This window comes from Propioniciclava coleopterorum (assembly GCF_011393335.1).
GTDB lineage: Bacteria > Actinomycetota > Actinomycetes > Propionibacteriales > Propionibacteriaceae > Propioniciclava > Propioniciclava coleopterorum.
Genome location: NZ_CP049865.1, coordinates 1379579 through 1396991, shown reverse-complemented (window position 1 = coordinate 1396991; position 17413 = coordinate 1379579). Strand labels below are relative to the sequence as shown.

The following is a 17413-nucleotide window of genomic DNA, read 5'->3' as shown; positions in this document are numbered from 1 at the left end:
TCGCCGTGAGCACGCCAACCGTCATCGCATCCGCCGCCCCGGCCCGTCCGGTCGGCCGGCTCGCGAACCTCGGGAACGTGCTGCTCGCGCTCGTGGCGCACTTCGCCGTGGGCGGCGCCTGGGTCCTGACCGCCGTGGCCGTGATGGGGTCGCTCGACGTGCTGCGCCGCATGGCGATGAACAGCGAGTTCGCCTGGGACACCGGCCGGCTGCCGCAGCCCTGGGTCATCCCGCTGGGTCTGGCCGCCTGCTGGCTCGCCCACGTGTTCTTCCGCTGGGCGATGCGCCGCGCGGGCGGCGGCACCGCCGCGTACAGCGACGTGGTCGTCGCGGTCGCCGGCGTGCTGCTGGGCGTCCTGCTCGGCGCCTACTTCTGGACGCCTCCGCTGGTGGTCGGCCTCAAGGTCGGACCGGCCTCGGGGCAGTCCGCGCCCTGGGGGATCCTCGGCTGGGGCGCCTACTACGCCCGGATGGCGCTGCCCGCGCTCGTGGGGCTGGCGGCGGCCGTCCTCGTACTGTTCTCGCGGCACTCCCCGCTGGTCTTCGTCGTGAGGTGGCTCGCCCGGACGTGGCGCACCCGGCGCACGACCCCCCGCCGCGCCAAGGACTGACGACCGGCTGCGCTCCGCCGTGACGCGCGCGGGCGCCGGCTGGCACGATGGTGCCATGCGTGCGCTCGCGAAGATGCAGCCCGGCCCCGGCCTCGAGCTGGTGGACCGACCCGAACCCCAGTGCGGCCCGTGGCAGGTCAAGATCCGCGTCCTGCGGGCGGGCCTGTGCGGCACGGATCTTCACCTCCAGCAGTGGGACGACTGGGCCGCCGAGCAGATGCACCTGCCCCAGACGATCGGACACGAGTTCTACGGCGAGATCGTCGAGGTCGGCTCCGAGGTCAAGGAGCTCAAGCCCGGCGATCGCTGCTCGGGTGAGGGCCACCTCGTCTGCGGCTACTGCCGCAACTGCCGCGCCGGCCGCCGCCACCAGTGCATCCGGACCGTCGGGCTGGGCGTCAACACCGACGGCGCCTTCGCCGACTACGTGGTCCTGCCGGTCGAGAACGTGTGGAAGCACCCCGACTGGGTCGATCCCGATCTGGGCGCGATCTTCGACCCGCTCGGCAACGCCACCCACACCGCGCTGCAGTGGAACATGGTCGGCGAGGACGTCCTCGTGACGGGCGCCGGCCCGATCGGCGTGATGGCGGCCGCCATCGCCCGCCACTCCGGTGCGCGCAACGTCGTCGTGACCGACCTGTCGGACTACCGGCTGGCGCTCGCGGACGCCGCCGGCGCCGACAAGGTCGTCAACTCCTCCACGACCCGGCTCAAGGACGTGCAACTCGGCCTGGGCATGAAGGAGGGCTTCGACATCGGCCTGGAGATGTCGGGCGCGCCCCGGGCCGTCGCCGAGATGCTGGACAACATGAACCACGGCGGTCGCGTCGCGATGCTCGGCCTGCCGGCGTCCGACTACGCGATCAACTGGGGCCGCGTCATCACGCACATGCTCACCATCAAGGGGATCTACGGCCGGGAGATGTTCGAGACCTGGTACCTGATGACGTCGATGCTCTCCACGTCGCCCACCCTGAAGGACGCCGTCCGCTCGGTCATCACCCACCGGTTCGCCGCCGAGGACTGGGAGGAGGCCTTCGCCGTGGCGCGGGCCGGCCAGTGCGGCAAGGTCATCCTCGACTGGAGCTGACCATCCTCGCCGCACCGAACCCGTGATCGCTAGGGTGGTCGCGAGCAAAGGAGCCACGATGTACGGACCATTCGAGCAGCAGCTGAAGGACACCCTCGCCGAGATCGAGGCCGCCGGGCTCACCAAGCGCGAACGGATCATCACCACGCCGCAGGGCCCCGAGATCGGGGTGGTGGACGCCGAGCACGAGGTGCTCAACTTCTGCGCCAACAACTACCTGGGGCTGGCCGACGACCCGCGCATCGTGGAGGCGGCCCACGAGGGGCTGGACGACTACGGCTTCGGGATGGCGTCCGTCCGGTTCATCTGCGGCACCCAGGCGCCGCACCGCGAGCTCGAGAGGCGGATCTCGGAGTTCCTCTCCCTGGACGACACGATCCTGTTCAGCTCGTGCTTCGACGCCAACGGCGGCGTCTTCGAGGCGCTGTTCGGCCCCGAGGACGCGATCATCTCCGACGAGCTCAACCACGCCTCGCTCATCGACGGCATCCGGCTGTGCAAGGCCGCCCGGTTCCGGTACCGCAACGCCGACATGGGCGACCTGCGGGCGCAGCTCGAGGCGGCCCGCGGCGCCCGGCACCGGATCATCGTCACCGACGGCGTCTTCTCGATGGACGGCGCCTACGCGCCCCTGCGCGAGATCTGCGACCTGGCCGACGAGTTCGGCGCGCTGGTGCTGGTCGACGACTCGCACGCGGTCGGCTTCGTGGGCGAGGGCGGACGCGGCACGCCCGAGCTGTTCGGGGTGCAGGACCGCGTCGACATCATCACGGGCACGCTCGGCAAGGCGCTGGGCGGCGCGTCCGGCGGCTACGTGACCGCCCACGGCGCCATCGTCGAACTGCTGCGGCAGCGCGCCCGGCCCTACCTGTTCTCCAACTCGGTGGCGCCCAGCGTCGTGACCGGCTCGATCGCGGCCCTGGAGACCATCGCCGCCAGCGGCGAGGCCCGCAAGCAGCTCATCGCGAACACGGTGCTGTTCCGGGAGCTCATGGCCGAGGCCGGGTTCGACCTCGACCCGTTCGGCGCGGCCGGCGACGCCACCCGTCCGGACGACGTGCCGCCGCACCCGATCACCCCGGTGATGTTCCCCGGCGAGGAGGGGGCCCGGCTGGCCGGGGAGATCGCGCAGCACATGCTCGCGGCGGGGGTGTACGTGATCCCGTTCAGCTTCCCGGTCGTGCCGCGCGGCAAGGCGCGGATCCGCGTCCAGCTGTCGGCCGCCCACTCCACCGACGACGTGCGGGCCTGCGTGGACGCCTTCGTCGCCGCCCGGGACGCCGTCGCGGGCTGACCACGGACCCGGCGCGGACGCCGGTGGTCGGCCTTCGCAGCGGGCGCCATGGCTCCGTGGTGCCGCCTCCCGGGGCCGCCCGTGCCACCTGGGGCCGGATTTCGCGCCGAACCCGCGCATCCACTACCGCGCCGGGCGCGTCATGCGCTGAGATCGACGCATGACGACGAGCCCTCCGCAAGCCGCCGCGATCCTCGTGCGGGGCCTGCGCAAGACCTTCCCCCACGGGGCCAAAGCCCTCGACGGCCTCGACCTGACGGTGCCCGCCGGCGGCGTCCACGGGCTTCTCGGGCCCAACGGCTCCGGCAAGTCCACGACGCTGCGCACCCTGGTTGGCCTCCTGCGCGCCGACGGCGGCACCATGCGCATCCTGGACCGCGAGGTCCCCGACGAACTGACGGCCGTGATCGACCGCGTCGGCGTGATCATCGAGGAGCCGCGTTTCTTCCCGACCATGTCGGCGCGCACGAACCTGCGCCTGCTCGGGGACGCCATCGGGGCGCCGCGGGAGCGCGTGGCCTCGGCTCTGGACCAGGTCGGGCTGACGCCGCACGCGGGCGTCACGGTGCGGGCGCTGTCGCTGGGCATGAAGCAGCGGCTGGCCATCGCCTCGACGCTGCTCAAGGATCCCGACGTGTTCATCTTCGACGAGCCGACGAACGGGCTGGACCCGGCCGGCATCCACGCCGTCCGCGCCACCATCAGGACGCTGGCCGACGCCGGACGCACCGTGCTGGTCTCGAGCCACAACCTGGCCGAGGTGCAGCAGATGGCCGACACGGTCAGCATCATCGCGCGCGGCCGACTGCTGCACGAGGGGCCCGTCTCGGGCCTGATCCGCGGCGGGGCGCGCGTCCGCGTCCGGCTCGGCAGCGGCTGGGAGGACGGAGCGACGGTCCAACGCGGGGTGACCGCGCTGGAGCAGGCCGGCTACACGGTGCAGGCCGACGGCGACGCGCTGTACGTCTCGCACGCCGGACGCGCGGTGGATCCGTCCGCCGTCGCCCGGGAACTGGGGCGGGTCGACGTGTGGCCCTCCGAGCTCGGCTCCGAGTCCGCCACCCTGGAGGACGCCTTCCTGGCGCTCACCGACGGCGCGGGCCTGGATCGACCCGAGGGGAGCGCGGCATGAACCTCCTGCGCTCCGAACTGAGCCGGCTGCTGCACCGCCGGGCCCTCTACGTGCTGCTCGGTGCCGGCGCGGCGCTGACGCTGCTGTTCACCCTGCTGATGCTGACCTCCGCTCCCAGCCCGCAGGACTCGGCGGCGTTCTGGGAGGGGTACGCCACGTCCTACCTGGGCCTCGTGCTGGGGGCGGCCACCGGGCTGTCGCTGCTGCTGGGTGCCACCTACTGGGGCGCCGACTTCCGGCACGGCACCATCGGCACGCTGCTCACTTTCGTGCCCGACCGGCCGCGCGTGTGGGGTGTCAGGACCCTGGCCACCGCGCTGGGCGGCCTGGGGTTCGGCGTGGCCCAGATGCTGTTCGGCTGGCTGTGCGTGGGGCTCTTCACGCTCGCCCGGGTGGCCGAGTACACCGACTGGGCCCCGCTCGGCCTGGTGGTCGCCAAGGGGGTCGGGGCCTGCGTGATGGCGGCGCTGCTGGGCGGCTTCCTGGCCGTCATCTTCAAGAACACGGCCGCCGCGGTCGTCGTCCCGATGGCCTACTTCTTCGTCCGCCTGCTGTTCCTGATCTTCTCGGGGATGTCCGGAACCGCGGACCAGGCCCAGTTGCTGCTCCCCGAGACCTACCTGGGCGTCTACGTGGCGGGCGACACGGTGTTCTCGATCGAGGATCCGTCCGCCCGGGCGGCTACGCCGACGTGACGGTCACGTTCCTCCAGGCGCTCGGCGTCCTGCTCGGCCTCCTCACCGCGCTCGGCGCGGCCGCGCTCGTGCTGTTCGACCGCCGCAGCGTCACCGAGTGACCTGCGGCGGGCGCGATCAGTCGCTCCCGGGCGTCGCCGGCGCCGCCCCGTCGGCGGCGCCGTCCCCGGCGGGCGGGTCGGCGTCCTCGGGCCGCTGGGCGGGATCGGCCCGCTGCAGCCGATCGCGGCGGACGCGCGCCAGCCACTCGCCCAGCAGCCCGCGCTGGTAGGGGCGGCCCGACCAGTCGATCTGCAGGCCGTCGCGGCGGCCCCACAGCTTCTTCGGCTCGCCCTCGGCCACCGGCTCCTCCTCGGCGCCCGGGTTGTGGGCCTGCAGCACCGCGATCGACCAGGGTTCGACCATGTAGCTGCCCGTGACGACCTGGGCCTCGTCCATGTCCCACGCGTTGCCCTCGGCCTCGGCCCACGGCGCGGTGTCGATGATCCGGCGCCACTCGTGCTTGTGCTCGGCCTCCTCGGCCGAGTCGGCCAGGTCGAACACGGCGCGCTCGTCGTACATGTTGATCAGCACCCAGAAGTCGTCCCCGACGGTGTCGCCGGAGTCGATCGCGACCGCGATCTGGCGGTCACCGGGGCGCGGCGGATCGTCCAGCGTGGTGCCGAAGTAGACGTAGGAGACGTCCTTGCCGCCCAGTTCGATGTCGCCCCAGGTGCGCTGCCGCAGGCTCGGCTGCGAGGCCCGCAGCCGGGCGACGCTCCGCGCGAACCTCAGCAGGGCGTTGGTCCGCCCGGGCATCTGGCCGGTGTTGTCGTGGTAGCCGGGCAGGTCGGGGTGGGTGGGGTCGACCGGCAGCCCCGTGGGGTCGTTGGAGCCGGCCTGCGCCCAGTTGTTCCACATCCCGACCGTGTTCAGCGACCAGGGGTTGTTGTTGCCGTTCTGCGTGCGGCCGTACTCGTCGCCCGACACGATCATCGGGACGCCGCGGGCCAGGAACGTGATCAGCCAGAAGTTGCGCCAGCGCGCCCGGCGCAGCGCGTGGTCGCCGCCCGAGTCCCAGGACAGGTTGTTGTCGCCGCCGCCGTCGCTCGGCCCGAACGGGAACGGCTGGTTGTTGACCTTGGTGTTGTAGCTGACCAGGTCGAACATCGTGAAGCCGTCGTGCGCCGTGACGAAGTTGATCGACTTCTGCGGGCCGCCCGAGTCGTTGAAGTGCAGGTAGTCGCCGTTGAAGAACGCCATGAAGTCGTCGGTGTTGCCGTCGCCCTTGAGGTAGCGCCGCATGGCGTCGCGGAACCGGCCGTTCCACTCGCCCCAGCCCGACGGGAAGTTCCCGACCTCGTATCCCCACAGGTCCCAGGCCTCCGCGATCACCTCGAACCGCTGGCGGCGGGCGAGTTCCGCCACGGCGTCCAGGAGGGGGTGGTTGCGGAAGAACCGCTTCTGGGCGCCCCAGTCGTCGGCCTCGGCGGCGTCCGGGCGGCGTCCGAGCACGGGCGCCAGGTCGAATCGGAAGCCGTCGACGCCCATCACGTCGTGCCAGTACTCCAGCGAGTCCAGGACCAGCTCGCAGGTCAGCGGTGAGGAGAAGTTCATCTGGTTCGAGGTGCCGGTGGCCCCGTCGATCAGGCCGCCCTCGCCGTTGAGGCCGTAGTAGTCGGCGGTGGCGAACCCGCCGAGCGTGGTGAAGCCCGCGGAGTCGACGTTCCCGCCCCAGTTGCCGCCCTCGGCGGAGTGGTTGTAGACGACGTCCAGGAACACCTTGAGTCCGGCGTCGTGGAACGCCTTGACCATCTGCCGGAACTCCCGGGTCGGGCCACCGAGGGACTTGTCCGAGCTGTAGTCGCGGTTGGGGGCGAAGAACCCCAACGTCTGGTAGCCCCAGTGGTTCGTGGTGCCGTTGTGCGAGCCGACCTGGTCGGAGTCCGTCTCGTGGACCGGCAGGAGCTCGATGACGGTGATGCCCAGGGCGGTGAGGTAGGGCGCCATCAGCGCCGCGCCGGCGTAGGTGCCGCGCAGGTGCTGCGGGATGTCGGGCAGCCCCTCGAAGCCGGGCGACGCCGACAGCAGCTCGCCCAGGCTCAGCGCGCTCGGGTGCAGCGTCAGGTTCTTGACGTGCGCCTCGTAGATCGCGTTGTCCTCCTCGGGGAAGCTCGGGAACCGGCCGGTGGGGGTGGCGTCCTCGATCACGACGCCCTTGGGGGCGACCTGCGCGCTGTCGATCTCGCGGCCGGGGCGGCCGTCCACCTCGACGGGCCCCGACACGAGCCATTGCTGGTTCTCGCCCAGGCTGAGGGGGTTGTGGGTGACCTCGCGTGCGTACGGGTCGAACAGCACCTTGTTGGGGTTGAAGTGGTTGAAGTCCTCATCCCGATCGGACGCGAACCCTGCGGTCGAGCCGGGCGTCCAGGCCTCGTCGAAGGGCCAGTTGCGGCCCCACACCCGGAATCCGTACAGCGCCCCATGCCGCGCGTCGCCCAGCCGCGCGCGCCACAGGCCGTCGCCGCCCCGTGCCATGGGCACGGACACCTCCGCGTCCGCGCCCTGGGCGCGGGGGAACAACTCCAGCACGACGCGGGTGGCGTTCGGTGCGGCGACGGCGAAGGTGGTCTCGCCGGAGGTGGGGTCGACGTGGGCGCCGAGGGGCCAGGTGGCTTCGGACCAGTCGGCCTCGGCCACCGGATGCGGTGCGGTCATGCGTCTACGGTGCCACGCAGCACCCCGCCACACCACATCGACGGCCACCGGATGACCCGTATCAGGGGATGTTCCGGGTGCGGACGCGTCTCCGGGGATCCGGCGAACGCCGTTGTGGGACGCGGAATCCGCGCTCGCGTGCCCGCCCGGCCAGCCGGCCGGGCGGCGCGGCGGCCCGGCTGCGGGTCGCGGGCGTGGCGGCCGGGTAGCGCCAACCGGCGGGCCCTCGAACGCGGGGGAACAGTCCAGGTCTTTGTCGAACCCCGCGAAGACGTGCCGAACGATGCGATCACGCCATCGCATCCCGGGCGCGGTCAGAGCCGTGACCGCACCGGGTTCTCCAGCCGCGACAACTCGGCGACGAGGTTGGCGCGGGCGGGGCCCTCCCAGCGCTCGCGACCGGATGCGGTGCAGAACAGCGAGTCGTGCGCCAACAAGCCGCGCAGCACCGCGGCGCGGCCCGACCGGAACGCGTCGTCGGGGACGTGCCGGTACTCGGCTCGGACGTCGCGGGCGTAGACGTCGTAGCGCCCGGGGATCGCGCCCAGGATGGACAGATCCGCATCGCTCAGGACGCCCCCGCGCGCGTCGCCCGCCGCGGGCGCGTGGTCGACCGTGACGCCGATCAGCCGCACCACCTCCGCCACGTCGGACGCCGGCAGCACCGACGCCAGCGCCGAGCCCGCCAGGTCGGAGGAGTCGCGCTCGTCGTGCCCGGGACGCCCCGCGTAGACGGCGTCGTGGAACCACAGCGCCCACGTCACCACCGGCTCGGCGCCGCCCAGCTGGTCGAGGGCGTCCAGTGCCTGCGCGAGGTGCCGGACGTCGTGGTAGCGGCGGTGCCCCTGGGACCAGCGCGCGATCAGGTCCTCGCCCAGGGCCGCGTGCCCCGGTGCGAAGGCCGCCCACCGCTCCCTGAGCCGCGCAGCCGCCACCGGACGCTTCGGCGTGCGGTCCTGCGGCCGGACACGCAGCCCACCGGCGCGCAGCCGACGCAACAGCGTGCCGGAGGGGACGAGCCGCGCGCCCGCCTCCAGGAGGCGGGGCTGCGCCTCGGCGGGGTAGTCGTAGTGGTCGTGGTCGAACCCGCCGAACGGCAGACCGGCGCCCGCCGCGAAGGCGTGCAGTTCAGCCAGCGTCGCGTCGGAGACCAGGTGCCCCCACAGGCGTCCGTGCGCCGACCAGCGGGGCTCGTCCAGCAGGATCATGCGCCCCAGAATGGCACGCACCGGGGACCCGGCCGAGAGAGGCGGCTGCCGCGGCGTCCCCTCCGGGAATGCGACGAGGCCGCCGCACCAGGACGGTGCGACGGCCTCGCGCTGCTCGGATCAGGCGTTCGGGATCTTGAACACCTGGCCGGGGTGAATCAGGTCGGGATTGGAGATCCCGTTGAGCTCGGCGATCGACTTCCAGCTGACGCCGAACTTCTTGCCGATCTTGGTCAGGTTGTCGCCCTTGACCACGGTGTAGGTGCGCAGCTCGGGCTCCGGAGCGGGGGCGGCCATCTCCTGGGCCTGGGCCTCCGCCGCCGCCTGCTCGGCCGCGGCCTGCTCCGCGGCGGCCTGCTCTGCGGCAGCCTTCTCCGCCTCGGCGGCCTTCATGGCCTCGATGTTGCGGATCGCCTCGGCGTCGGCCTCGGCCTGCGCCTCGTCGACCGCCGGCTCGGCGGGCACGGGCGTGGGGTCGGGCGCGCTCTCCGGCGCGACGGGCGTGCCGTTCACCTTGGCCTCGAGCTCGTTCACGTTGGTCTGGGCGGCCGCGACGTCCTCCTCGGCCCGGGAGAGCCGTTCGCGCGACTTCGGGTCGGCCGCTGTGCCGACCTCGGCCTTGACCTTCTCCAGCGCGGTCTTCGCCTTGTCCAGCGTCTTGCGGGCGGCCTCGAGGCGCTCGCCGTCATCGGTGGTGAAGGCGTCCTTGATGGAATCGAAGAGTCCCATGATGTCCTTTCGGAGGGAGTGAAACGGGTGGCGACCGCGCCACCCGAACACGCCCACTGTGCCAGAGCCGGGGCGACGTGGCGAGCCCCCCAGGTGGGTTACCGATCAGGCCACGAAGCCGCGCGCGAGCGCCCCGACGACGCACACGGCCCCGACGCCGAGCAGCCACAGGTGGGCCGCCCGTGGCGGACGCCCGTCCATCTTCAGCAGCCCGTACGTGGCGAGGCAGCCCCCGACGAAGCCGCCGAGGTGCGCCTGCCAGGAGATGACGCCGGCGCCCCACACCGTGAACACCGCGTTGACCCCGAGCAACAGCAGGATGCGGCGCACGTCCCCGCCGCGCAGGAGCGAGACCACCAGGAGGGCGCCCAACAGGCCGAACAGGCCGCCGGACGCTCCCACGCCGAACGTGTTGTCGGGCGAGGCCCACAGCGACAGCAGCGACCCGGCGAGGATCGACACGAGGTACAGCCCGACGAAGCGCGCGGTGCCGAAGTAGTGGTTGAGCTGAGGGCCGATCAGCCACAGCACGACCATGTTGAAGCCCAGGTGGATGATCGAGATGTGGGTGAAGCCGCTCGTCAGGAGCTTCCACAGCGCGAAGTCGGCGGTGCCGGGGGAGTAGAAGCCGCCCTCGGCCGCGCACAGCGCGGGCTCGACCCCGACGTAGGTGGCACCCGGCAGGTCGCACAGCGACAGCAGATTGAGGCCCAGGACGGAGGCCACCGAGGAGGTGTCGCCGCCGGTCAGGGCGATGGCCACCCAGACCGCGACGTTGATGCCGATGATGACGACGATCGCCCGTGACGCCTGCGCGACGCTCCGCAGGCTGGGGCGCGTCGCGCGCATCCTCTTCGACGCGGTGGTGACGCAGCCCGGGCACTGGAAGCCGACCGGCGCCTCGATCATGCAGTCGCCGCAGATCGGTGAGCCACAGCGCTGGCACCGGACGAAACCGGGCGCGTGGGGGTGGTTGACGCAGGCGGGCGGCGGCGGTGTCTGGGGCGGCTGTCCGGTGGTCACCGAGACAGCCTAGGCGGTGTCAGTACCAGCCGTTGGCGCGCTTGAAGGACCAGGCCTGGCACGGGGTGCCGTAGCGCTCCTTGACGTACTTCAGGCCCCACTTGATCTGCGTGGCGGGGTTCGTCCGCCAGTCGGCGCCCTCGCTGGACATCTTGCTGCCCGGCAGCGCCTGGGGGATGCCGTACGCGCTCGAGGTGGGGTTGTCGGCCGTGTGGTCCCACACCGACTCGCGCATGATGATGTTGTCGTAGCAGGTGAACTGGTCCCCGCCCCAGCCGTACAGGCTCAGGGCCATCTGGCGGGCGGTCTCCTTGTTGGCGGCGCGGGAGGCGGAGCCGAGCTTCTTGGCATCGGCGGCGGACGCCGTGGCGGTCGCCTTCTCGGCGGCGGCCTTGTCCTTGGCGGCCTTGTCGGCAGCCGCCTTGTCCGCGGCGGCCTTCTCCTTGGCCGCCTTCTCGGCAGCAGCCTTCTCGGCCGCAGCCTTGGCCTCGGCGGCGCGCTGGGCCTGCAGGGCCTCCTCGGTCCGGCCGATCGACTGGTCGGTCTCGGAGAGGCTGGCGTAGCGCTGCTGCGCGGCGTCCGACACCTCGGTGGCGAGCGCCTCGCGCTCGGCGGCGCGGCTGGTGATGAGGAGTTCGCGCGCCTGATCCTCGCTGATGTCCGGCGTGGCGACCGCCTGGACCGGCACCGCCGTGGTCACCTCGGTGGTGCTGCCGGGAAGGGCGAACGCGATGCCCGCACCCGCGGCCACAGCCAGCGCGACGGCGGACGCGCCGACCGCGCGAAGCTGAGAGAAAAGGGCCATATCCCTAGGATCGCACGCGCGGACTCTCAGGGAAAACTCAGGTTGCCGTCCCCTGCGCGGGGGACGCCGACCGCCCGCCCTGCGCCACGTTCCGACCGCGCGTAGGGTCGTCCCGTGAGTCTGCAGAACGCGCCCGTGGTGGCGCACGTCGTCCGCCAGGGTTTCGTCGAGTCGGTGCACCACGGGCTGGCCGTGCTCACCGACCCCGCCGGGGACGTGGAGCGGGCGTGGGGCGACCCCACCACCCCGGTCTTCCCGCGGTCCTCGCTGAAGCCGCTGCAGGCCATCGCGTCGCTGCGCGGCGGCGCCGCCCTGACGGGGGAGGCGCTGGCGCTGGCCTGCGCCTCGCACACCGGCGAGCCGTGGCACCTGGAGGGCGTGCGGGCCTCGCTGGCGGCGTCCGATCTGACCGAGGACGACCTGCGCAACACGCCGGGCAAGCCGCTGGGCGAGGCGGCGCTGGCCGCGTGGCTCGCCGCGGGCCACGGCGACGAGAGGATCGCCCAGAACTGCTCGGGCAAGCACGCCGGCATGCTGCGCGCCTGCCGCGCGTCCGGCTGGAGCACCGAGGATTACCTCGATGCGCGCCACCCGCTGCAGGCCTCGGTGCTCGAGGTCACGCGGGAGTACACCGGCGAGGAGATCGTGACCGTGGCGGTCGACGGCTGCGGCGCCCCGGTGCCCGCCTTCCCGCTCGTCGGACTGGCGCGCGCCTTCGGGCGGCTCGCCGCGGCGCGCGACGGGGAGGCGAAGCTGGTCGCCGACGCCATGCGCGCGCACCCGTTCCACGTGGGCGGCCCGGGGCGTCCCGACAGTGAGCTGATGGCGGCCGTCCGGGGGCTCATCGCCAAGGAGGGCGCCGAGGCCGTCGTCGCGGTGGGGCTGCCCGACGGACGCGGGCTCGCGGTGAAGATCGCCGACGGGAACCGGGCGGGACGCGTCGTCGCGGCCGCCGCCCTGCGGACCCTGGGCCTGGACGAGGCCGCCCTCGACGCGCTGGCGGACGTCCCCGTCCTGGGCCACGGTGAGACCGTGGGCGCCGTGGTTGCGACCCTGGCCTGATACCGGCCCACGGCACCGTCGCGTACGGTGGATCGGGTGAGCGGATCCGACGACGAGGACTGGCTCTACCGTCGGGGCGCCTACTCCGACGGCCAGGAGCCCGCGGAACGAGCGCCCGAACCGGCGCCCGAGCCACCGCGTCCCCGCGCCGCCGAACCCACCCCGGTGGGCCACTACGACGCCGACGGCGACCCGCTGCGCACCGGCGAGTACCGGGCGTCCCGGACGGCGCCGAGCGGTCCGCCGCCTCGCGCACCCGAGCCCCGCTCGGCCGTCCCGAGCCGGACGCCGCGGCGTCGCGGCCGCCGGGGCGCGCGCGTCCTGGTGCTGATCCTCGCCCTGGTGCTGGTGTACCTGCTGGGCATCCCCCTGGCGACCTGGCCGTTCATGCCGCGGACCGACGCGGCCCCCACCGGTCAGCGCCCGCCCGACTCCCCGGGCTTCGTCTACGTCCTGGCCGGGTCGGACTCGCGCGAGGGGATGAGCACCGACGAGCAGAACAAGCTCGGCACGGGCAACGACGCGGGCCGGCGCACCGACACGATCATGCTGCTCTACGTGCCGCCGTCGGGGCGCGCCGCCCTCATCTCGGTGCCCCGCGACAGCTACGTCGCGATCCCCGGCCACGGCAAGAACAAGATCAACGCCGCCTACTCCTTCGGGGGCGCCCCGCTGCTCGTCCAGACGATCGAGCAGAACACCGGCCTGCACGTCGACGGCTACGTCGAGGTCGGCTTCGGCGGCTTCGTGAACGTCGTGGACGCCGTCGGCGGCATCGAGATGTGCCCGCCGACCGCGATCAAGGACCGCGACTCCAACCTCGACATCCCCGCCGGCTGCCAGCAGATGGACGGCACCACCGCGCTGGGCTACGTCCGGATGCGCAAGGCCGACCCGGAGGGCGACCTCGGCCGCGCCAAGCGGCAGCGGGAGATGGTCTCGGCGCTGGCCAAGAAGATGCTGTCGCCGGCGACGGTGGCGCTGCCGTGGCGCTGGTGGGGCGTCAACTCCTCCACGTCGAAGGCCCTGACGATCGGCGACGACACCGGCCCGGCGGGCTTCTTCGGGCTGGGAGCCGCGGCGCTCAAGGTGGGCACCGGGCAGGCCGACACCCTCAGCGTCCCGGTCGGCAACGCCAACGCGAACACGCCGGCGGGCTCCAGCGTCCTGTGGGACGCCGCCCGCTCCAAGGCCTTCTTCGAGGCCATGAAGCGCGGCGAGGGCGACCTCAAGCAGTACGCCTAGCGACCGACTCCGCCCGGGACGCTCCGCGCACGGCCGGCGCCGCCGGGGTCGCGGCCGGGAACCGGACGTGTCAGGGGCGCAGCACGGCGTCCAGGTCGTAACCCGGCACCGCCTCGAGCTGGTCGAGTCGGCAGGACTCGGGGTCCCGGTCGGGACGCCAGCGCACGAACTGGGCGCTGTTGCGGAACCTCTTGCCCTCGAGCTGGTCGTAGGCCAACTCGACCACCAGCACCGGACGCAGCGGGACGAAGTCGCGCGGCCCCAGCCGCGAGACGGCGGACGGCCGCGGGGCGTCGTGGGCCTCGTCCTCGGGCAGCAGCAGTGGCTCCAGGATCTCCTCGAAGACGCCGCGGGCGGCGTCCGGGAACGCGCCGATGCCGCCGACCGGCAGCAGGACGCCGTCGTCGTAGAGCCCCAGGTGCAGCGACCCGACGCCGTGGCCGGTGCGGGAGCGGGAGAACCCGATGATGACGGCCTCGGCGGTGCGGGCGTGCTTGAGCTTCATCATGGTGCGCGCGCCCGGGGAGTAGGGGGCGTCGGTCGGCTTGATCATCACCCCGTCCAGGCCCGCACCCTCGAAGTGGGTGAACCAGTCGGCCGCGAGCTCCGGGTCGTCGGTGGCGCGGGTCACGTGCAGCCCGGAGTCGCGCGGGGCGTCGCCCAGCAGCGTCAGCAGGGCCTCGCGCCGCTGACGCTGCGGCAGCGGCATCAGGTCCAGGTCGGCCAGGGCCAGCAGGTCGAAGGTCACCAGCTCCGCGGGGGTGGACTGGACGAGCTGGCGGACGCGCTTGGCCGCGGGGTGGATGCGGACGCTGAGCGCCTCCCAGTCCAGCCGCTCGGCGCCCGGCTCGCCGCTGCGGACGATGATCTCGCCGTCCACGACCGCCTGCTCCGGCAGCCAGCGGCGGCAGGCCGCGGCCACCTCCGGGAAGTAATCCGTGAGCGGCTTGCGCGAGCGGCTCCACAGGGCGACGGTGTCACCGTCGCGCGCGGCGATGCAGCGGAAGCCGTCCCACTTGGGCTCGTAGCTCAACTCGCCCGGCGTCCGGGGCGGGGCACCTCCCGCACGGACCGCGCGAGCATCGGCGCCAGGGGCAGGGCGATGGGGAGCATCAGTCCAGCGCCGCGTCCGGGTCGGTCGTGCGGCGCACCACGAGCTCCGGTTGCAGCACGATCCGCTCGGAGGGGCGGTCGGGCGCCTCGGTGGTGGCCAGCAGCAGCTCCATCGCGCGGCGTCCGATTTCGTGGCGGGGCTGGGAGATCGAGCTGAGCGGGATGGCGGCGCCGGCGGCGAACTCGATGTCGTCGTAGCCGATCAGGGCGATGTCGCCGGGCACGTCGACGTCGCGGGCCGCCATCGCCTGCAGCAGCCCCAGGGCGACGAGGTCGTTGGCGCCGAAGATCGCCGTGGGCCACTCCTCGCGCGGGCGGTCGAGGATCTGCAGGCCGGCGTGCAGCCCGGCGGGGATCGTGAGGTTGGGGACGTGGACGAACTCGGCCTCCATGCCGGGGTGCCGCGCCGACTCGCGCTCGACGCCCTCCCAGCGGTCCACGACCTGCCGCAGGTTCACGGGCCCCGCGACGTAGGCGATGCGCCGGTGGCCCAGTTCGGCCAGGTGGCGCACGGCCAGCTCGCCGCCGGTCACGTCGTCGACCGAGACCGACGTGTAGGACCCGCCGGTGATGTCCCGGTCGACGATGACGCTGGGGATGCCGTGCCGCTTCAGCCGGTCCAGCTTCGCGGTGGCGGCGCCGATCGGGCTGACCAGGACGCCGCGGACCCGCTGCTGCTCGAACAGGGCGAGGTAGGCGTCCTCGCGGGACTCGATCTCCGCGCTGTTGCCGACCAGCACCGAGACGCCGTGCTCGGCGGCGACCTCCTCGGCGCCGGCGGCGATGTCGTTGAAGAAGGGGTTGGTGGCGTTGAGGACGATGAGGCCGACGCAGTTGCTCATCCCCGCGCGGAGCTGGCGCGCCGCCTCGTTGCGGACGAAGCCGAGCTCGTCGATCGCCGACTGCACTTTGTCGCGGGTGGCCTGGGAGACCTTGGCGGGGCGGTTGAGGACGTTGGAGACGGTGCCGACCGAGACGCCGGCGCGCGCGGCGACCTCCTTGACGCCCACGGCGCCGTTGCGTTCCATGCTGGGATCGTAGCGACAACGCCAACGAGGAAATTCCGGGGACCACCTTGACCGCGCGTTCGGGCGCTGGCAGAGTTCGTCATGAAACGTTTCAGGCAAGGAGGTCGGGGACATGGAGCGCGTGTGCTTCCAGTTGCAGGTCAGGCCCGAGCGCCTCGAGGAGTACAAGGCCCGGCACGCCGCCGTGTGGCCCGACATGCTCGCCGCGCTCCGCGACACCGGCTGGGGGAACTACTCGATCTTCCTGCGCCCTGACGGGCTGCTCATCGGGTACCTGGAGACCGAGAGCCTCGCCGCCGCGCAGGACGCGATGGCGGCGACGGACGTGAACGCCCGCTGGCAGGCCGAGATGGGAGAGTTCTTCGTGGACCTCGACCTGCCGCCCGACCAGGGGTTCCTCCGCCTGGAGGAGATCTTCAACCTCGACGACCAACTACGCGCGGCGGGGCTGCCGACCGCCCCTCAAGGAGACTGACATGGCTTTGACCACCGACCAGCTCGACACCCTCGCCACCCTGGCGATCGAGGTGCCCTCGTGGGCGTACGGCAACTCCGGCACGCGGTTCAAGGTCTTCGCCGGCCCCGGCGGCCCGCGCGACCCGTTCGAGAAGATCGACGACGCCGCCCAGGTCAACGCCTTCACCGGGCTCGCCCCGGCCGTCGCGCTGCACATCCCGTGGGACAAGGTGGACGACTGGGACGCCCTGGCGGCGCACGCCGCCGACCGCGGCGTGCGGATCGGCACGATCAACTCCAACACGTTCCAGGACGACCAGTACAAGCTGGGTTCGCTGTGCCACACCGACGCCGCCGTCCGCCGCGCCGCGATCGACCACCACCTCGAGTGCATCGAGATCATGCGCGCCACCGGCTCGAAGGATCTGAAGATCTGGCTCGCCGACGGCACCAACTACCCGGGCCAGGACGACCTGCGCGGCCGGCAGGACCGGCTCGCCGAGGGGCTCGCCGAGATCTACGCCGCCCTGGACGCCGACCAGCGCCTCGTCCTGGAGTACAAGTTCTTCGAGCCGGCGTTCTACCACACCGACGTCCCGGACTGGGGCACCTCGCTGGTGCAGTGCCTCGCGCTGGGCGAGCAGGCCTCGGTCTGCCTCGACACCGGCCACCACGCCCCCGGCACGAACATCGAGTTCATCGTCATGCAGCTGCTGCGCCTCGGACGCCTGGGCAGCTTCGACTTCAACAGCCGGTTCTACGCCGACGACGACCTGATCGTGGGCGCGGCCGACCCGTTCCAGCTGTTCCGCATCCTGTACGAGGTCGTGCGCGGCGGCGGCCTGAAGGCCGACTCGGGCGTGGTGTTCATGCTCGACCAGTGCCACAACATCGAGAAGAAGATCCCCGGCCAGATCCGGTCGGTGCTCAACGTCCAGGAGATGCTGGCCCGCGCGCTGGCCGTCGACGCCGACGCGCTGAAGGTCGCCCAGGAGAACGGCGACGTGCTCGGCGCCAATCAGGTCCTCATGGACGCCTTCTACACCGACGTCCGCTCCCAGCTGGCCGCCTGGCGCGGAGAACGCGGCCTGCCCGGCGACCCGATGGCCGCCTACCTGGCCTCCGGTTACCAGGAGAAGATCGAGGCCGACCGCGTCGGCGGCACCCAGGCGTCCTGGGGCGCCTGAGCCCTCCCGTCCCTCACCCACGACAGGAAAACCAC

General features: G+C 72.5%; 16 protein-coding genes. 9 read left to right on the top strand and 7 right to left on the bottom strand.

Going from position 1 to position 17413, the window contains the following annotated elements:
- Positions 1-5 precede the first annotated feature (5 nt).
- The 5 genes from G7070_RS06720 to G7070_RS06700 all read left to right on the top strand — a co-directional run bounded on the left by G7070_RS06720 (position 6) and on the right by G7070_RS06700 (position 4825).
- On the top strand, positions 6-611 hold the full coding sequence (locus G7070_RS06720) for a hypothetical protein (protein WP_166232970.1): 606 nt from the start codon (positions 6-8) through the stop codon (positions 609-611).
- 55 nt (positions 612-666) lie between these two features.
- Positions 667-1704: an L-threonine 3-dehydrogenase gene (gene tdh / locus G7070_RS06715; RefSeq protein WP_166232968.1), complete on the top strand. Its 1038-nt coding sequence runs from the start codon at positions 667-669 to the stop codon at positions 1702-1704.
- A gap of 58 nt (positions 1705-1762) precedes the next feature.
- On the top strand, positions 1763-2998 hold the full coding sequence (locus G7070_RS06710; RefSeq protein ID WP_166232966.1) for a glycine C-acetyltransferase: 1236 nt from the start codon (positions 1763-1765) through the stop codon (positions 2996-2998).
- Positions 2999-3158: 160 nt separating this feature from the next.
- Positions 3159-4130 carry an ABC transporter ATP-binding protein gene (locus tag G7070_RS06705; protein WP_166232964.1) on the top strand — a complete coding sequence of 324 codons (972 nt, stop codon included), beginning with the start codon at positions 3159-3161 and terminating at the stop codon, positions 4128-4130.
- A complete protein-coding gene (locus G7070_RS06700) occupies positions 4127-4825 on the top strand; it encodes a hypothetical protein (protein ID WP_166232962.1) in 699 nt (232 codons plus the stop codon). Before G7070_RS06705 ends, G7070_RS06700 begins: the two co-directional genes overlap by 4 nt.
- A gap of 117 nt (positions 4826-4942) precedes the next feature.
- Here the strand turns inward: G7070_RS06700 and G7070_RS06695 are convergent, their stop codons facing one another.
- From G7070_RS06695 to G7070_RS06675, 5 genes are all read right to left on the bottom strand, one after another.
- Entirely contained in the window at positions 4943-7522 is a 2580-nt protein-coding gene (locus G7070_RS06695) for an alpha-amylase family glycosyl hydrolase (protein ID WP_166232961.1), read from the bottom strand.
- Between the two features lie 314 nt (positions 7523-7836).
- Positions 7837-8730: a DUF4031 domain-containing protein gene (locus G7070_RS06690; RefSeq protein WP_166232959.1), complete on the bottom strand. Its 894-nt coding sequence runs from the start codon at positions 8728-8730 to the stop codon at positions 7837-7839.
- A gap of 120 nt (positions 8731-8850) precedes the next feature.
- Positions 8851-9459, bottom strand: a complete 609-nt coding sequence (locus G7070_RS17660; protein WP_206079991.1) for a LysM peptidoglycan-binding domain-containing protein — start codon at positions 9457-9459, stop codon at positions 8851-8853.
- A 105-nt stretch (positions 9460-9564) separates the two neighbouring features.
- Complete coding sequence (locus G7070_RS06680; protein ID WP_166232957.1) at positions 9565-10482, bottom strand: rhomboid family intramembrane serine protease; 918 nt, start codon at positions 10480-10482, stop codon at positions 9565-9567.
- Between the two features lie 19 nt (positions 10483-10501).
- Positions 10502-11287 (bottom strand): aggregation-promoting factor C-terminal-like domain-containing protein, encoded by a 786-nt coding sequence (locus G7070_RS06675; RefSeq protein WP_166232955.1) that lies wholly within the window; start codon positions 11285-11287, stop codon positions 10502-10504.
- A gap of 114 nt (positions 11288-11401) precedes the next feature.
- Here G7070_RS06675 and G7070_RS06670 point away from each other — a divergent pair, with 114 nt between their 5' ends.
- Together G7070_RS06670 and G7070_RS06665 are read left to right on the top strand one after the other, a co-directional pair.
- Positions 11402-12349, top strand: coding sequence for an asparaginase (locus tag G7070_RS06670; protein ID WP_166232953.1), 948 nt, complete (start codon positions 11402-11404; stop codon positions 12347-12349).
- A gap of 36 nt (positions 12350-12385) precedes the next feature.
- Positions 12386-13594: an LCP family protein gene (locus tag G7070_RS06665; protein WP_246227458.1), complete on the top strand. Its 1209-nt coding sequence runs from the start codon at positions 12386-12388 to the stop codon at positions 13592-13594.
- 70 nt (positions 13595-13664) lie between these two features.
- Here the strand turns inward: G7070_RS06665 and G7070_RS06660 are convergent, their stop codons facing one another.
- Positions 13665-14627, bottom strand: coding sequence for an ATP-dependent DNA ligase (locus G7070_RS06660; RefSeq protein WP_166232951.1), 963 nt, complete (start codon positions 14625-14627; stop codon positions 13665-13667).
- Between the two features lie 79 nt (positions 14628-14706).
- On the bottom strand, positions 14707-15735 hold the full coding sequence (locus G7070_RS06655) for a LacI family DNA-binding transcriptional regulator (protein WP_166232949.1): 1029 nt from the start codon (positions 15733-15735) through the stop codon (positions 14707-14709).
- Positions 15736-15847: 112 nt separating this feature from the next.
- Here G7070_RS06655 and G7070_RS06650 point away from each other — a divergent pair, with 112 nt between their 5' ends.
- Together G7070_RS06650 and rhaI are read left to right on the top strand one after the other, a co-directional pair.
- Positions 15848-16210: an L-rhamnose mutarotase gene (locus G7070_RS06650; protein WP_166232947.1), complete on the top strand. Its 363-nt coding sequence runs from the start codon at positions 15848-15850 to the stop codon at positions 16208-16210.
- 1 nt (position 16211) lies between these two features.
- Positions 16212-17378: an L-rhamnose isomerase gene (rhaI, locus tag G7070_RS06645; RefSeq protein ID WP_166232945.1), complete on the top strand. Its 1167-nt coding sequence runs from the start codon at positions 16212-16214 to the stop codon at positions 17376-17378.
- Positions 17379-17413: the final 35 nt, after the last annotated feature.

What these genes read in the sequence shown, in the direction of transcription:
- tdh (WP_166232968.1), top strand. Translation starts at nt 667, where the DNA reads ATGCGTGCGCTCGCGAAGATGCAGCCCGGCCCCGGCCTCGAGCTGGTG.
- G7070_RS06710 (WP_166232966.1), top strand. Translation starts at nt 1,763, where the DNA reads ATGTACGGACCATTCGAGCAGCAGCTGAAGGACACCCTCGCCGAGATC.
- G7070_RS06705 (WP_166232964.1), top strand. Translation starts at nt 3,159, where the DNA reads ATGACGACGAGCCCTCCGCAAGCCGCCGCGATCCTCGTGCGGGGCCTG.
- G7070_RS06700 (WP_166232962.1), top strand. Translation starts at nt 4,127, where the DNA reads ATGAACCTCCTGCGCTCCGAACTGAGCCGGCTGCTGCACCGCCGGGCC.
- G7070_RS06695 (WP_166232961.1), bottom strand. Translation starts at nt 7,522, where the DNA reads ATGACCGCACCGCATCCGGTGGCCGAGGCCGACTGGTCCGAAGCCACC.
- G7070_RS06690 (WP_166232959.1), bottom strand. Translation starts at nt 8,730, where the DNA reads ATGATCCTGCTGGACGAGCCCCGCTGGTCGGCGCACGGACGCCTGTGG.
- G7070_RS17660 (WP_206079991.1), bottom strand. Translation starts at nt 9,459, where the DNA reads ATGGGACTCTTCGATTCCATCAAGGACGCCTTCACCACCGATGACGGC.
- G7070_RS06675 (WP_166232955.1), bottom strand. Translation starts at nt 11,287, where the DNA reads ATGGCCCTTTTCTCTCAGCTTCGCGCGGTCGGCGCGTCCGCCGTCGCG.
- G7070_RS06655 (WP_166232949.1), bottom strand. Translation starts at nt 15,735, where the DNA reads ATGGAACGCAACGGCGCCGTGGGCGTCAAGGAGGTCGCCGCGCGCGCC.
- G7070_RS06650 (WP_166232947.1), top strand. Translation starts at nt 15,848, where the DNA reads ATGGAGCGCGTGTGCTTCCAGTTGCAGGTCAGGCCCGAGCGCCTCGAG.
- rhaI (WP_166232945.1), top strand. Translation starts at nt 16,212, where the DNA reads ATGGCTTTGACCACCGACCAGCTCGACACCCTCGCCACCCTGGCGATC.